Raw genomic sequence first — 15196 nt, 5'->3', positions numbered from 1 at the left:
ATCTCCCGCTGCTTTCCACTCATTCAACGGCTGCTTCTTATTTATGCTCGCAGCTCTGGTTTCCTACTGTACAGGAAGTCTTGCAAGCAGACTGACAGGATGTCTGACATTCGCCACATCCACCCTTCTTAACCGTGTTCTGAAGGTTCTTTGTATTTAATGTCTTGATATGTTCCATGATATATCCTCCTTTATGTATTCTATTCTTCGCCTAGTATAGCATAAAATCATCGATTTTCAAAGCATTTTTTTGTAAGCTTTTACGACAGCATCCCACCAATGGCTCCGCCACCAAGACACATGAAAAAAGTAGTCAACGCATGGGCAAAGGTCATATCCCATTTCCCCTGTGCCAGAAAAGATACCAGAAGCAGCAGAACATAATAGGAAAGCCCGGTAACGATTCCCCATATATATCGGTCTTTCCGTATGATCTTTCCCGCCATAAAACCTCCGACCAGGCAGGATACTACATAAATAATAATGATCCCCACCGCCGCCGTCCCTCCTCCAAATTCAAACTGAAAGAGCAGAAACGCCAGTGTCAGAAGAAAAAGTCCTGTCACTCCATAGGCTAGCAGCAATGATCGTAATATTGCTTTTCCCTTCATAAAAAAGCCCTCCCACAGTCATTATATGGGAGAGCTTTTTCTCTTATTCATTACTTCTTTCTTTTCTTAAAAAACACTGCTACACCAGCTACAACTGCCGCTGCCACAAACAAGATCACAAACGGAAGGATCTGAGTGTTATCTCCGGTATTTACCTGTTTTTTGGATGTTGTTGCAGAAGACTGTTCTTCAGCCTCATTCTCCGCCGTATCAGTGTTCTGAGAAGAAGACTGTTCCTGATCTGTGCTATCTGAAGTCAGATTCTGAGATGTCTCTGCCGTATTGGTGTCTGTACTGTCTGTTTCTGCAGAATCTGCAGTACCTGAAGATGCAGTATCCGAAGATGAAGCATCAGCTGCAGGTGTAACCGTTGCACCGGTATTGCTTTCAGCATCTGGCCCTACCAGAGATTTACTTCCAGCGATGCCAAATGGGCTGAATGAATGTGTACTGAAAGTCATTGTGGCACCATCCATGCTTGGAATGATGGTCTCCATTGCGCCATTATCAAGAAGGTGTTCAATCGAATATGTATAGCCTGCCTTTACAGGTACAGTCACACTGATATACTCCCCATCCGGAATTTTATACTCTGTATTATTCTGTGTATCCCAGAGTTCAAACTCATAGGATTTAAAGATTGTTGCATCTTCTTCATTGGTAAACTGATAGTCCTCACCACCAGAAACACGAAACTGTACATACCACGGAAGATCGATTCCTGATACAGTTATTCCATCACAGGTATGATTTTGAGACGCAATTTCCTCTTTTTCTGTTTCTGTCAGATCGGTAGCTGCATTCTGAGGGCGTTTATCCTCTGTATCATCTTTCCTGTCAAAAATATTATCCTTGTTTTCTTCAGTATCAGGAGTCTCCGTAATTTCCGGGATCGCGGTAATTTCAGCATCGTTATCTTTTTCATGATTCTCATCGTCTCTATTCTCAGATGCTGCATCAGGATCCATACCATCTTCTGCCGCCGGAGTTATCGTTACAGCAGGAGTTTCCACAGCTTCTGCTTCTTCCCCATCCTGAGTTTTATTATCCTCAGATGGTGCAACTGTTACCTCCGGAGCTTCTGTTATCTCCGGATCCCTTTTTTCCTCTCCACTGGCATCTGCTGCATCTGTTGTATCTGAAGAATCTGAAGAAGACTGCTCCGTTTTTCCTGTTGTCTCCAGATCTTCTTTATTTTCCTGGGCACTGTCATCCTGCAGACCTTCGTTCTTCTCCTCATTCTCTGCAGTGCTGTCCTCTGTTTCTTTTACAGAAGTATCTGCATCACTCTCATTGACGTCGGTTCCATTTTCCTCTTTATCATCGGTTCCATAGGATTCTCCTGAATCTGAATCAGAAGAATCGGAACTTTCCTCACTTCCGGAATTTTCCTCTGTACTGTCAATGCTGCTGACCACAACTGTCACGGAACCTGTAAGTGTTCCTGAATTACTGTCCCACCCCGGAAGGCCTGAAAGGTCAGCACCTGCAGCAGGTTTGAACACTACCCCACAGGATTGCACACGTTTGTCCGGAACATAAGAACTATCTGCCCAGGAAAGAGTTCCATACGCATTAGATGGGAGCGCAATGTTAGCAAGAGCTGTAGGGCTGTCAATAGTTATATTATCCGGGATCACAGCACCGGATTCTATACCTGAAGAGTTCTCCGCATATGCCGGAAAGGTCTGTCCTCCGATCAGTGTCATGGACAATGCCGCTGCTGCCAGTATTGAAAAGCTTCTGCTAAATGTAATCTTTGTGTTCTTTTTCATAATAATCTGCACCTCTATATTCAAAATCTAAGATTCATATTTGCCTTTTGTCAAAAAATTCAGTTATATAAAATATCGAACGCATGTAACATGCGCTCGAACCAATATTTCTCCAAAAATTAATATCTTGTTAATCTTTCGTAACAGATATTTCTTTTTTCGTCAAATGCATTATAACACAATTCTTTTTTTACGACACCCCTAAATTAATTTTTTGAGCATCAATGAAAATTGTTTAATTATTCTAGTTATTTCCCCCATTACCTCATCAATTCCATCATTTGTCATAATCCACGTATTTTTATCTATAGAATCCACACAACACGAACTCACAAAGAATTCCGTATCCGGATAAAGCAACTTGTAATACATCAACGCACGTCTTGCATGACAGGTTTTACAGCAGAGAATCGCCTTTTTGATATCCAGGTATTCTCTGTCTGTTACCTGCCGGGAATAAATTGCGTTCTCATAAGTGTAGGTTGCCTGATCTTCTTTCAGAATTGCTTCTTCCGGTACACCATTCTGCATCAGAACATCTTTCAAAAAATCCCATTCCGTTTTGTATGTCCCACAATAACATTCTTTCTTGTCAAGAACTCCTGTAAATCTCCCTGCTGTGATACTGTATCTTCCACTGGGCAGGATCTTTGGTGCAAACCCATTCCTGTAAAGCTCCGCTGCTTTTTCCGCCATTTGAGGATATCCGTTTCCCGGAACAAAGATCACATCCGCTTTTTCCGGCTTATCTTCTATAAACATGAAATCTTCTATCTGTTTCAGAAACTCTTCGTACATTATTTTCTATGTCCTTTCTTTACCATCTGCAGCTAAATCCCGGATCAAAAGATATTTATCTGACAGGTATCCCTTATCCAGCTTTCTGTATTGCCTAATCATATCACTCTTTCGTGGCAGATGCACTAACAGATCATCTGTTTTCTATTTTGTAACGATCACTGTGCTATATCCACTGTCCCTCAGCCTTTGTTCCATATTGACCGCATTTCCAAGCTGCATATATGCTCCTACCTGAACTTTGTAAAGATCATTCTCTCTCAGGATAAACGCCGGAAATCCCTGATCTGTCAGCTGATACAACATCCTGTCTGCATTTTCCCGATTTCGAAATGCTCCTGTCTGTACCCGATAATACAATGGCTCTTCCACCGTTTCCTCATTCAATGTTCCCAGAATGGCATCTGCGATGCTTCTGGCAATCTCTTCGAATTTTTTTTCAAAAAGCTGATTATCCTTTTCCGAGTTTATAAATCCGGTCTCGATCAAAAGTGCCGGCATTTTTGTGCGCCGGAGCACTACCAGCCCCGGACGTTCTTTTACGCCCAGTTCCCGAAACCCCAGTTCTCCCAATGCTCCCAGGATATTCTGTGCCATCTGATATTTAATGCCTTTCTTATCATAGATCAGTACTTCAACTCCATTGTATTGTTCCGGCTTGGAACTGCTGTTGCGATGAAAAGAAATAAAAAATCTGCTCCAGCTTCATTTGCAGCTTTCGCTTTTTCAAAAGGAGTCTGATAAATATCTGTAGTCCTGGTATAAACCACATCCACGCCATTCTCTTCCAGGATCTTTCCTACTGCAAGGGTCAGTTTCAGATTGTCATCCTTTTCCTTGCGATCTTTATAAACAGCACCCGGATCTTCTCCACCATGTCCGGCATCCAGAACGATTTTATATGCCATGTTTTTTCTCCTTGAGAATTTCATTCACAATATGATATGACTGTATGTTTTTTCCTGTGCCTGCATTTCATTTCATGCTTTATTTTGTTTTCCGGATCTGTTTACTCAACATATTTTCACGTTAATTCTTCTTGACTTTTAAGCGTTAAAGTGTTATATTAACACAATCAGCGTTGTATTTTTAAATAATCCAAAAATGCAGCAACATCGTGAGGAGGAAAACAATATGAAAAAGCGTATTTTAACAGCTGTACTCGCAGCAGCTCTTGTAACAGGAACCTGTGCTGCCACAGTAAGCGCCAAAGAAGAAAAGACTTACACAATAGGTATCTGCCAGCTTGTCCAGCATGACGCACTGGATGCCGCAACCAAGGGTTTTGAGGATGCCATCACCGAAAAGATGGGTGATTCCGTAAAATTTGACGAGCAAAATGCACAGGGTGATTCTAATACCTGTTCTACCATTATCAACAGCTTTGTTTCAGAAGGGGCAGACCTGATCCTTGCAAACGCAACCGCATCTCTTCAGGCTGCAGCTGCCGGAACTTCCGATATCCCGATCCTTGGAACAGCCGTTACCGAATATGGTGTCGCTCTTGGAATCGATGACTTTGACGGAACAGTAGGCGGGAACATTTCCGGTACTTCCGATCTTGCTCCTCTTGATGAGCAGGCCGATATGCTCCATGAGCTTTTCCCGGATGCAAAAAATGTCGGACTTCTCTACTGCTCAGCAGAGCCAAACTCCCAGTATCAGGTAGATACAGTAAAAGATGCTCTTGAGAAGCTTGGTTATACCTGTGAAGATTATGCATTCTCTGATTCCAACGATCTTTCATCCGTTGTTACCACAGCTGCCAATGACAGTGATGTGATCTATGCACCTACAGATAATACTGTAGCATCCAATACTGAGATCATCAACAACATCTGTCTTCCGGCAAAGGTCCCGGTAATCGCTGGTGAAGAAGGTATCTGCCAGGCATGTGGTGTTGCAACACTTTCCATCAGCTACTATGATCTTGGATACAAAACCGGCGAAATGGCAGTCAGCATCCTTCAGGATGGTAAAGATATCTCCAAAATGTCGATTGAATATGCACCAAAATTCACAAAAGAATACAACAAAGACATCTGTGACGAGCTTGGTATTAAAATTCCGGATGGATATGAAGCAATCGAAACAGATAAAACAGCTGAATAATCGGTAAAAAACCTATTATACACTGATACAGCGAGAAGGGAGTTCCCCTTCTCGCTGTTCGTGCATAAAAAAGAGGAGGATAATTTAACATGCAGATTATGAGTTTAATAACCGCACTTCCAGGAGCTGCCGCACAGGGGCTTATCTGGGGAATCATGGCGATCGGTGTGTACATTACATTCCGCATTCTTGATATTGCGGATCTTACCGTTGACGGAACTTTATGTACAGGCGGCGCTGTTTGTATCATGATGATGCTCAGCGGACACAATGTATGGGTGTCCATGCTGGTTGCAACAGGAGCCGGACTTCTGGCCGGTCTTGCCACCGGTATTTTTCATACCTTTATGGGCATCCCGGCTATCCTTGCCGGAATCCTGACACAGCTTTCCCTTTACTCTGTCAACCTGAAGATCATGGGAAAAGCAAACCAGGCGATCAATGTTGATAAATTTAATCTTCTGGTATCCCTTCGACGTGTCAAGGGTGTTGCTCTAACACAGAATACGCTTTTTATCGTAGCAATTATGATCATCATTCTGATTGCAGTCCTTTACTGGTTCTTCGGAACTGAACTCGGATGTTCCCTGCGTGCGACCGGATGTAATCCAAGCATGTCCCGTGCACAGGGTATCAACACAGACCGCAATAAGGTTCTGGGACTGATGCTTTCCAACGGACTTGTTGCTCTTTCCGGCGCTCTTCTCACACAGTACCAGGGATTTGCAGATATCAACATGGGACGTGGTTCCATCGTTATCGGTCTTGCTGCAGTAATTATCGGTGAAGCGATCTTCAGCCGTATTTTCCGCAACTTTGCACTGAAGCTGTTAAGCGTTGTATTTGGTTCTATTCTTTATTATCTGGTACTTCAGATTGTTATCTGGATGGGAATTGATACAGACCTTCTGAAAATGCTTTCCGCACTCGTCGTCGCATTGTTCCTTGCTTTCCCATACTGGAAGGGCAAATACTTTACAAAAGCCAAACAGGGAGGTAAATGATCATGCTGAAACTGATCGATATACATAAAACATTTAATCCGGGCACTATCAATGAAAAGGTTGCTTTAAACGGCGTGGATCTTCATCTGAACGAAGGTGATTTTGTTACAGTCATCGGAGGAAACGGCGCCGGAAAATCCACTATGCTGAATGCAGTTGCAGGTGCCTGGCCTGTAGATTCCGGAAAGATTATTATCGGTGGAACCGATGTCACAAAACTTTCCGAATATAAAAGAGCCGCGTATCTTGGCCGTGTATTCCAGGATCCTATGACCGGAACTGCTGCAACTATGGGAATTGAAGAAAATCTCGCTCTTGCCAAACGCCGCGGAAAATCCCGCCTTCTCCGTCCGGGCATTACCCGCCAGGAACGGGAAGAATACCACGAACTCCTGAAGATTCTCGGTCTTGGTCTTGAGGACCGGCTCACTTCCAAAGTCGGACTCCTCTCCGGTGGCCAGCGTCAGGCATTGACACTTCTGATGGCAACTTTAAAGAAGCCTCAGCTTCTTCTTCTGGATGAGCACACTGCTGCTCTTGATCCGAAGACTGCAGCCAAGGTTCTCGAGATCACAGACATGATCGTAAACCGCGATCATCTGACAACCATGATGATCACCCATAACATGCGTGATGCAATCACTCACGGCAATCGTCTGATCATGATGTGGGAGGGAAAGATCATTCTGGATATCCAGGGCGAAGAAAAGAAAAAGCTTACAGTCAAAGATCTCCTGGACAAATTCGAAGAAGCCAGCGGTGAAGAATTTTCCAACGATTCCGCACTTCTCAGCTAAACCACAAAAAAGAACTCTTATAATAGTTAGACAAACAGCATAACACATGGAAAGAACCTGGCCGGAATTTCATTCTTTATGATGGATTCCGGCCTTAATTTCTGTTCTAATGCCAAATAACGATAAACTCAAAGCACTTCCATATGTCACCTCTCTTTAGCTCATTTCAATTCCACAGAGAATTCACCACTCCTTCTGCTGTATCGATAAATGGAAGATGTCAGATAATCCTCTTCCGGAGTTGCTTTCTCGAGCGTATCACTTAGAACTTCTTTCAAATCTTCCGGATAAACCACATCCGCATTATGGACCATTACTTCATGAACACTGGTAAAAACCAGATACAGGTCTGACCCCAGAAGTTCAGAAAGACGTCTGGCTACCCCGGGCAAAAAGATTGCTGCCGCTCCATTAGTACGCTTTTCTGTACTCAGGCAATTCCCGGCAATCCCTTTATTTGGATGGTATGTTCCAAGGATATCCATGAAATTATCTCCTTCATATGTCTTATCAAACAGCATTTTTTCCCAATGATAGATTCTTGGTGGACTGATAAAATATGTATTTATTAAAGCAGCTTCGAAAACAGTATCCGCATCTTTTCCCCATTTCTCCACAAAGCTTTTCTTGATCTTTGCACTCAGAACATATCCTTCTTTTTCTCCTGCAAGATAATAAACCACTAAAGCAATATCTCCGATTTTGTGATGAACCAACTCCTTCAGTATAGTCCTGTTTTTATCTGCATTCAGAAGTCGAATAAAAAGTCTGCTTTTTACCTTCTCATAATCTTTCAGATCGTCCAAATCACATAGCACACAATTTTCACTGACTTTTTTTATCTCCCTAATACAATCATGAACGATATTTTCAAAAGAATGTTCCTGACAGTACCTTTTATAAAGCTCTTCTGTATGCAACCCGCAGACTGTTTTTGCCTTTTCCATATGACCACTCTCTACAAATAGCCTATCTCCCAAACAGCCATATTTTTCTCCATCGTTTGAAAAATAAATTTCTTCTTCCTTCAGATCCATAGCCGCAAGAAGGAGCTTTCTCAGGTCCGTGACAAAAGTTTCATAACTTTTTTCCATATTTAATTTCCTTTCTGTGAAACAAAGCGGACGAATGTCCTGACAAAATCCTGTGCGCTCTCACAACGACGCACAAAATGATTCTGATCTGATAACATGATTAGATATTTCTGTGGAAAGAACTTCCACTGTAGAATTGCAGAGAGCAGATTTCTCTGCTGAATCTGAGTTGCTTGCTGTATGGACAAGTATAATAGAAGTTTTCAGATTTGTAAAGAAGTTTTCATCGACAGAAAAAGCAACTTCCGCTGCCTTTTGCTGTCATACCTTTTGTATTGTTTCAGATTTGTGTCTCATTCCGAAATATCAGTAATGGATTTCTCCATGTTTCTCCAGATAATCCAGAAATCCCTCACAACCTTCCTGTATATCTTCATAAGTTTCATCAAAATTTCCTGTATACCAAGGATCCGCAATATCCCGTCCTGATCCGGCAAAAGTCAGAAACTTATAAAGCTTCTCTTCCGGGTCATTCTTCAGCATCCTGTTAAGATTACGCATATTAGCAGAATCCATACCAATAATATAATCGGATTTTTCATAATCCGCCCACGTAATCTGCTTCGCTCTGTGCGGAACCAGTGGTATTCCCACTTCTCTCAGCTTGTTCACTGTTCCTCTGTGAGGCGGATTCCCAATCTCCTCTGTACTTGTTGCAAAACTGTCGATCAAAAACTGATCTGAAAGGCCGAGCGTTTTTACTTTGTGCGTAAAAACACTCTCGGCCATGGTTGATCTGCAGATATTGCCGTGGCAGACAAATAACACACTTATCATTGCTTAAAACTCCTTGAAATGCTGTATTTACGCTGTTTACAGGCATTTTCCGATAATCTTCAATCCTGTCATTTTCCTGTATATCACAGCATAAATTCGTATATTTTCTTATCCAAATTTAGTAACTTCTTAGTAATAACCAGCCTGGAAAACAGGCTTTCTAAGAACCTTATAATCAGATTATTTTTAATTCTTTTTTCTATTATTTTATCATACTATGCCAGTTTTGCAATCCTATTCATCTCTTCTTTTGCATCAATTAATCCCAGATGCGTATATACGTTTAACGTAACCCCTATATCAGAATGTCCCATTAAATATTGGAGTGCCTTCGGATTCATTCCAGCTTTCGCCATATTGGAACAATATGTATGCCTACATACATGAGGTGTGATCTTTGGCATTTGTTCCTCATGAGTACGATTATACTTTCCTAACGCCCACTGAAAATGTTTTTCCCAATGGAGTGCTACCTCAGGCATATCTTTTTATCCAGGAATAAAAATCGACTATATCCATCTACAATCGGCTCAACCCTTACTTTTTTACGATTTTTCACAATCTGTTCAAAACATTCATAAACTTCATCTGTCATCGGCAACATTCGTGTTCCACTTGAAGTTTTGGTATCTTCAATGACGTACTGCATTCCTCTGGTTCTCTGAAGCTGATGATTCACATTGATTTTTCTCTCCTGAAGATCAATATCTTTCACTGTCAATCCACAAAACTCAGAAATACGAAGTCCAGTCTTAAACAAAATAAACATTCCATTATAGTATTTTGAGTAATGGTCATCATTTCGGATAAACTCCAGAAATAACTCTTCCTGTTCTTTTGTAATTGCCTGTCTTGTAACACTGTCATTTACGACAACTGTACATAATTGAAATTCAAAAGGATTCTTGCGCAGTAAATCATCTTCAACTGCCATCTGAAATGCAGGTCTTACAATTCCACGCACACTGTGAATGGAACTGTATCCTCTTCCATCTGCTTGCAGCTTAATAAACCATGCTTTTGCATCCGACAATTTTATTTTATCTATTCTTCTGGTTCCGAATTCTTCTTTTTTATTATATTGATCACAAAATCATAGTTCGCCTGAGTATTATGACGAACCCCCTTTTTTGTTCCAATATATTTTTGAACCAAATCCAAAACTGTTAAATTTCCTCCGTAAGGTACTATACCATCATGTAAATCTCTTTGGATATTTTTTCTTTTTCCCTTAGAGCTAAGCATGGTCTGCATCCAGTTGGCAGAGAATCTGTTGGCTCTAATTTCCAACTATACAAAAACTTCTGCTTTCCATAACAATCTGTATATACAAACGCATATCTTCCATCTTTTCTTTGACTTTCTCCGTTTCGTAAAATTCGACCTTTTTTATCTCGTCGTTTTTGGTCACGTTTTGTTTTACCCAAACGTCTTCGCCCCTTTCTACGAAGAAGCCCTAGCACGATATAGGTATTATATCATACCAGGGCTAACATTTCCACTTTAAAGCGCTAAATTGTTCGTATATTTTTTACAAAGACGTAGTCTGATCCAGAAAGGCCTCAAATTTCTTACGGTTAATCAATGACTTACACCCCACCTGGACTGTAAAGCAACATTCTGAATTTAGATGTTCCGAAATAAGCATCCTTATTTTCTTTTCACCTATTCCGAAATATTGCACTGCTTCATCCACCGTAAGCATATATTTTTCCCAAATTGGAATCTTACCTTTTTCAATTTTAATCGCCACTCTTCTCTCCTCCTTTTCTCTTTGGACAAAACATTTTTATCTGCCCATGACAATTTACAATTTTATACACTGTCATCGGCAGATAAAATTACAATACAGGTGGCAGTTCAGTACTCTGCCCACATCGGTTTTGCACCGTCATTAAATATGACCAGATTTTTTCTGGAAGTATCATTATCACAGATATGCTTCGTCGCCCTGTGCAGCTGCTACACATTTTGTCAAATTCTTCTCGCTCCATACCTTTACTTCAATGTTATATTTCAGCATTTCCTCGTATTTACTCCATTAACAGAGCAGATATATCATGGCGGATTTACCTAGTGGCTCTACATATCTTCACGTCCTGTATGTAAAACAATATACAATTTTCAAGGTACAAAAATTCCTGAAGGGGAAAAGGAATCTATATTAAATACTCCCTTTACTGATTACTTTTCCTTACATATGATTTCGTATCAAATCCCAAGGTCTTAGTAATCAGTTTTGCTTCCAGGCGTTGACGCAGAGTTTCATCTACACAGTAATGCACCTGTCCAAATTCGTCAAACATTTTTCTGGTAGCCAAAACTGTTATGTACCCTTCATAATGCTTCAACACTGCCTGGATTGCCTCAGTATCACCAGTTGATGCTGCCTCAATAACATGGAATGGCAGCAAATCAAATGCGCATTTCTGTTTTTACTTTTTTCATTTGCAGATTCCTCCATATTTTTTCTCATCAGTTCCAGTGATCGTCTACGATGCTCATTAATTGTGCTGCGTACAAGATTCATTTCTCTGGCAATGTCTGCATCACTCATATCCATAAAATATGATAATAACACAACATTCCTTTTCTTTTCAGTAAGTGTCTGCAGTGCTTCAGCAATCAATGCATCTTTGACTTCTATGTCGTAACCCAGGACCTGAAAACGATGTGTTTCCATTTCATGCTCATCCATTATAAAAAGTCTGCTCAACTCCTTTTCTGATAATTCTGACAACATCACTTCATACTTCTGGCGATATGCCATATGCTTTTCATAATTAATAACTTCACTTTTCAATGCCAGCTTGCACAGAGAATCAAACTGATGTCTGACTGTCTGCTCATCTTGAAAAGAGGATTGCTCCATAAGAGTTCACCTCCTTCCCCGCCGGTAGGCAATAAGCAAAGTTCTTGCTTCCCCTTCACACATATCCCAAACGAATGAGTGCATTTGTCGGGGTGTGGGAAGAAATTTTTAAAAAATTTCTTAATAAATACGAGAAAATTGTTTTTCCTGTATTTTGAGGTATATAAAAAACGTCCTAATGGGTAGTTTTTAGCCCATCGGACGCTATTTATATCAAAAGATAATATTTTGCCATCATTTTTTGTGGCATATAATTCACTTTTTGAGGTAAAGAAATTTATTTGCTTTTTTGAACTATTTATCTATTTCATCCGTCACGTAATGACGGATATGATACCAGACAATAAAATTCTTAATCTTTCCTATACCTCCGGATCTGTTTTACGGAAATTCAGAATTTTATATGTCTTTTAAAAAGTGAAATATCACCCTCTTTTTTAGTGAAATATTAGTTCATTTTCTTTCAAGAAAGGGAACTATACACTAAACATGGAGGTGTATCATATGCCAAAACAAACAGATAAAGAACTGGGATTGTTTTTTAAGAACGCCCGACACGAGCAAAAATTGACTTATGAAGAATTAGCTGAAAAAGCAGAAATGTCCAGCCGATATTTAAAGGAAATTGAAAATGGGGGCCGAGTTCCCAGTTTTCATAAAATCAGAAAACTGGTACGCGCTTTAAATGTTCCTCCTGAACCATTGTTTTATCCAAACAATCATACAGATAATCTTGATTATCAACGCCTGCTCATGTACCTGTCAAAATGCAACGATGAGCAAATTACCGCTATCCTTGCCATCGTAGAAGCATACCTGCGCACATACAAAATTCCTACAGACCACGATAAACAAGATCCCTGAAATTCATTTGAATTCTATCTGAATTATTCTGAAGAAGCGGTATGGTTTCCCATACCGCCACTCTTAACGTGCATATTTTTCTATCATTCTCTTAACATTCGTGGATTTCTTTATTGCCCCTATATTAATAAGAAACTCAACTACATCCATCATTCCCTGGTAATAAGCCCGCTGCTCCTCTTCATAATGGAAATGTTCTAACTGATCCAGATATTTATTCCAGAAATTCTGCTCACGCTCTGGGATTTTTTCCAGATGTAGTGGCAGCTTCTTTTGTATTTGTTTCAAATTCTTCTCTGCTTCTTTCCATTCTTCCGGCTGTACTGTATATTCTCTTTCTCCGGAGTCACAGCGCAATTCCTCAAATAAATTCGATACTGCTTCATAAAATTCATTCATCTTCTTTCCACCTCTCACTAGAATTATTTCTCATTACAGGCAGCATTATCATTTTCTTATTTCAAAAATCAAATAAACTTTCCAAAACTTCATCTTTAGAAGTATAGTAACAATATTTTTCCTTAAAATCAATAATAATACTTCATCTTTAGAAACTTTTGAGGATCAGAATGATTATTTATTGGGATAAAAAACGAACAGTAAAACAGAATAGGACAACGGGTAAAAGAATTACGAAAGGCTCATAATCTTACTCAGAAAACACTCGCTGCCAAATTACAACTTGCAGGATATGATTTTAATGATCTGGCAATCCTGCGAATTGAACAAGGCACACGTTTCGTTCCCGACTACGAAGTTGTCGCACTGGCCGAAGTATTTAATGTTTCCTGCGAATATCTTCTTGGTCTGACGGACGCTCCTGCAAAATAATTCAATTGTATTGCTGCCCATTCTATGCTAAACTATGGATAGATACTTCTGAACAACATACACTATTTATAAACCGTATGATTGGAGTGATTTCATGGAATTAACAAAAAAGTCCCTACAACCGATAAAAACCAGGAAAACAATCATCTTCTCCGCATGTTAGACCGGGGAATTGATGATATGGAAGCTGGTCGTGAATTGCCACTGGAAGATGCTTTTCGCAAAATCACAGAATTAAGGGATGCACGAAGAAATGCAAGAATATAAAATTATTTTAACCTGGGAAGCAATTTACGATGTCACAGACATTGCAGATTATATTGAAGAAGAATTCGGCCAGCAACGTGCTGACCGTTTTCAATCTGATCTGAAAGAACAAATGCAGAATTTAGGCCAGTTCAGTACTGCCTTTCCCCGAACTCAAATTCTGTACAGAGGATATTCCATACATAAAAGAGCTTTTCCGCCATCTATTATTTTTTATATTATAATGGAAGAAACAAAAGAGATTCATATTCTCCGAGTGTTGCGCCATGAACGAGATTGGGAAAATATCCTGTTGCAAAGATCAACTTATACATATCCAGAATGAATACCTGGGAGCCGATCAGAGATTTTTCTGAAAGGCTTCCTTTTAAATTTTAATTACTTCCCACTGTCAATTAAATCATAACTCATATCCAGAAAATCTAGCGTCTTAGCTTCACTGACAGATTCATCCAGAAGAATCGTAATCCAGTGCCGCTTGTTCATATGATACCCCGATAAAAATCCATACGTTTGAATTAACATCCCAACCAGATCAGGGTCACATTTTACATTCAGGATATCAATGTTTCCATCTTCTTCTAATCCCAGTGTTTTCTTTTCCACTGCCATAATTATAGCATACCATTTTCCATTTTTATGTCGAAGCACCGCAGAATCAGGATCTTTTTTCCATAAATATTCCGGTTCAGTTCCATATTGCTCTTTCACATATTGAAAAATTTCCTCACGTTTCAAATTTATCCCTCACTTACGATTTCTTGCTCTGATTATACGCTATCAGGATTATATTCTCAAGCACTTCTCACAGTTCCATTTATGTTTTATAGCTTTTGCATAGCCTGCTTTGCAGGCTACACCCCAAAAGAAGCAAGCACTGCCAGTGTCATGACACCTGGCTCATTTTACAAAATTCCCCTTCGGTTTATTTTGTAAAAATGTATCAGGGAGTATCCCTGTCCCTCTCATATTTTATAATTTCTTAATTTGACGCTTCCGCCTACTCCTGTTAAAATAAACTGTAGACACATCTATCCAAAACATCATACAGTCAAGTAATATAACTGTCATAACCGAACTGGTTAGACAGTTTTTTGTACTCTTTTTATAGAAAAAAACGAATTGGAGGATTTCAATGAGCAAACGTACCAGAATTCATCCCGTACAATTTTATTTGAATGATGACGAACAATACATTTTAGAAGAAAAATATCGTCTTTCCAGAATGAAAAGCAAATCTGCCTTTTTACGGAAAATGATTTTGTATGGATTTGTATATGAAGTAGACTACTCTCATATTCGAAAAATGAATACCCTGCTGGGCAATATCAGCAGCAATTTAAATCAGATCACCCATCGTATAAACAGTACCAATACATTTTACCAAAAGGATC

The 15196-nt window shown here is 39.9% G+C and carries 23 protein-coding genes and 1 pseudogene; 7 read left to right on the top strand and 17 right to left on the bottom strand.

Annotated elements, in window-relative coordinates; genetic code table 11:
• Positions 1 to 37: 37 nt before the first annotated feature.
• The 6 genes and pseudogenes from scfA to CK1_RS17835 form a co-directional block, all read right to left on the bottom strand.
• A complete protein-coding gene (gene scfA, locus CK1_RS01935; protein ID WP_015524633.1) occupies positions 38 to 178 on the bottom strand; it encodes a six-cysteine ranthipeptide SCIFF in 141 nt (46 codons plus the stop codon).
• 82 nt (positions 179 to 260) lie between these two features.
• Positions 261 to 611: a TIGR04086 family membrane protein gene (locus CK1_RS01930; protein WP_015524632.1), complete on the bottom strand. Its 351-nt coding sequence runs from the start codon at positions 609 to 611 to the stop codon at positions 261 to 263.
• 50 nt (positions 612 to 661) lie between these two features.
• Positions 662 to 2386, bottom strand: a complete 1725-nt coding sequence (locus CK1_RS01925; RefSeq protein ID WP_015524631.1) for a hypothetical protein — start codon at positions 2384 to 2386, stop codon at positions 662 to 664.
• Between the two features lie 201 nt (positions 2387 to 2587).
• Positions 2588 to 3184, bottom strand: coding sequence for a YdcF family protein (locus tag CK1_RS01920; protein WP_015524630.1), 597 nt, complete (start codon positions 3182 to 3184; stop codon positions 2588 to 2590).
• 144 nt (positions 3185 to 3328) lie between these two features.
• Positions 3329 to 3490 (bottom strand): SPOR domain-containing protein, encoded by a 162-nt coding sequence (locus tag CK1_RS17840; RefSeq protein WP_353611208.1) that lies wholly within the window; start codon positions 3488 to 3490, stop codon positions 3329 to 3331.
• Between the two features lie 150 nt (positions 3491 to 3640).
• A pseudogene (locus tag CK1_RS17835) lies at positions 3641 to 4092 on the bottom strand (N-acetylmuramoyl-L-alanine amidase family protein); the annotation flags it as partial.
• 226 nt (positions 4093 to 4318) lie between these two features.
• Here CK1_RS17835 and CK1_RS01910 point away from each other — a divergent pair.
• From CK1_RS01910 to CK1_RS01900, 3 genes are all read left to right on the top strand, one after another.
• Positions 4319 to 5296 (top strand): ABC transporter substrate-binding protein, encoded by a 978-nt coding sequence (locus CK1_RS01910; protein ID WP_015524627.1) that lies wholly within the window; start codon positions 4319 to 4321, stop codon positions 5294 to 5296.
• Between the two features lie 89 nt (positions 5297 to 5385).
• A complete protein-coding gene (locus CK1_RS01905) occupies positions 5386 to 6300 on the top strand; it encodes an ABC transporter permease (RefSeq protein WP_015524626.1) in 915 nt (304 codons plus the stop codon).
• Between the two features lie 2 nt (positions 6301 to 6302).
• Positions 6303 to 7097, top strand: coding sequence for an ABC transporter ATP-binding protein (locus tag CK1_RS01900; protein ID WP_021977269.1), 795 nt, complete (start codon positions 6303 to 6305; stop codon positions 7095 to 7097).
• A 161-nt stretch (positions 7098 to 7258) separates the two neighbouring features.
• On the opposite strand, the gene CK1_RS01895 is transcribed toward CK1_RS01900, so the two are convergent.
• The 9 genes from CK1_RS01895 to CK1_RS01870 all read right to left on the bottom strand — a co-directional run bounded on the left by CK1_RS01895 (position 7259) and on the right by CK1_RS01870 (position 11840).
• Positions 7259 to 8191, bottom strand: coding sequence for a DUF5688 family protein (locus CK1_RS01895; protein ID WP_015524624.1), 933 nt, complete (start codon positions 8189 to 8191; stop codon positions 7259 to 7261).
• A gap of 306 nt (positions 8192 to 8497) precedes the next feature.
• Complete coding sequence (locus CK1_RS01890; RefSeq protein ID WP_015524623.1) at positions 8498 to 8968, bottom strand: low molecular weight protein-tyrosine-phosphatase; 471 nt, start codon at positions 8966 to 8968, stop codon at positions 8498 to 8500.
• A 215-nt stretch (positions 8969 to 9183) separates the two neighbouring features.
• On the bottom strand, positions 9184 to 9372 hold the full coding sequence (locus CK1_RS17830; RefSeq protein WP_015524622.1) for a tyrosine-type recombinase/integrase: 189 nt from the start codon (positions 9370 to 9372) through the stop codon (positions 9184 to 9186).
• Positions 9373 to 9437: 65 nt separating this feature from the next.
• Complete coding sequence (locus CK1_RS17825; protein WP_353611099.1) at positions 9438 to 10001, bottom strand: tyrosine-type recombinase/integrase; 564 nt, start codon at positions 9999 to 10001, stop codon at positions 9438 to 9440.
• Positions 10002 to 10012: 11 nt separating this feature from the next.
• Positions 10013 to 10258: a hypothetical protein gene (locus CK1_RS17820; protein ID WP_353611271.1), complete on the bottom strand. Its 246-nt coding sequence runs from the start codon at positions 10256 to 10258 to the stop codon at positions 10013 to 10015.
• Positions 10156 to 10431, bottom strand: a complete 276-nt coding sequence (locus tag CK1_RS17815) for an integrase DNA-binding domain-containing protein (RefSeq protein ID WP_353611098.1) — start codon at positions 10429 to 10431, stop codon at positions 10156 to 10158. The genes CK1_RS17820 and CK1_RS17815 overlap by 103 nt, the downstream gene beginning before the upstream one ends.
• 68 nt (positions 10432 to 10499) lie before the next feature.
• Complete coding sequence (locus CK1_RS01880; protein WP_021650362.1) at positions 10500 to 10721, bottom strand: excisionase; 222 nt, start codon at positions 10719 to 10721, stop codon at positions 10500 to 10502.
• Between the two features lie 424 nt (positions 10722 to 11145).
• Positions 11146 to 11322, bottom strand: coding sequence for a helix-turn-helix domain-containing protein (locus CK1_RS01875; RefSeq protein WP_502685089.1), 177 nt, complete (start codon positions 11320 to 11322; stop codon positions 11146 to 11148).
• Positions 11316 to 11840, bottom strand: coding sequence for an RNA polymerase sigma factor (locus CK1_RS01870; protein ID WP_015524621.1), 525 nt, complete (start codon positions 11838 to 11840; stop codon positions 11316 to 11318). The genes CK1_RS01875 and CK1_RS01870 overlap by 7 nt, the downstream gene beginning before the upstream one ends.
• 504 nt (positions 11841 to 12344) lie before the next feature.
• On the opposite strand from CK1_RS01870, the gene CK1_RS01865 reads away from it, so the two are divergent.
• Entirely contained in the window at positions 12345 to 12704 is a 360-nt protein-coding gene (locus CK1_RS01865; protein ID WP_015524620.1) for a helix-turn-helix domain-containing protein, read from the top strand.
• Positions 12705 to 12767: 63 nt separating this feature from the next.
• Here CK1_RS01865 and CK1_RS01860 read toward each other — a convergent pair whose 3' ends face one another.
• A complete protein-coding gene (locus CK1_RS01860; RefSeq protein WP_005426510.1) occupies positions 12768 to 13103 on the bottom strand; it encodes a hypothetical protein in 336 nt (111 codons plus the stop codon).
• Positions 13104 to 13313: 210 nt separating this feature from the next.
• Between CK1_RS01860 and CK1_RS01855 the strand changes: the two genes are divergently transcribed.
• Positions 13314 to 13535: a helix-turn-helix domain-containing protein gene (locus tag CK1_RS01855; protein WP_161276825.1), complete on the top strand. Its 222-nt coding sequence runs from the start codon at positions 13314 to 13316 to the stop codon at positions 13533 to 13535.
• A gap of 253 nt (positions 13536 to 13788) precedes the next feature.
• Positions 13789 to 14127, top strand: coding sequence for a type II toxin-antitoxin system RelE/ParE family toxin (locus CK1_RS01850; RefSeq protein ID WP_015524619.1), 339 nt, complete (start codon positions 13789 to 13791; stop codon positions 14125 to 14127).
• Positions 14128 to 14180: 53 nt separating this feature from the next.
• Here CK1_RS01850 and CK1_RS01845 read toward each other — a convergent pair whose 3' ends face one another.
• A complete protein-coding gene (locus CK1_RS01845) occupies positions 14181 to 14540 on the bottom strand; it encodes an MmcQ/YjbR family DNA-binding protein (RefSeq protein ID WP_306288688.1) in 360 nt (119 codons plus the stop codon).
• A gap of 397 nt (positions 14541 to 14937) precedes the next feature.
• On the opposite strand from CK1_RS01845, the gene CK1_RS01840 reads away from it, so the two are divergent.
• Positions 14938 to 15196: plasmid mobilization protein (locus tag CK1_RS01840; RefSeq protein WP_306288687.1), on the top strand; the 259-nt coding region annotated here is incomplete at its 3' end.

Source organism: Ruminococcus sp. SR1/5 (assembly GCF_000209835.1).
Lineage (GTDB): Bacteria > Bacillota > Clostridia > Lachnospirales > Lachnospiraceae > Blautia_A > Blautia_A fusiformis.
This window is presented reverse-complemented; position numbering and strand designations above follow the sequence as displayed.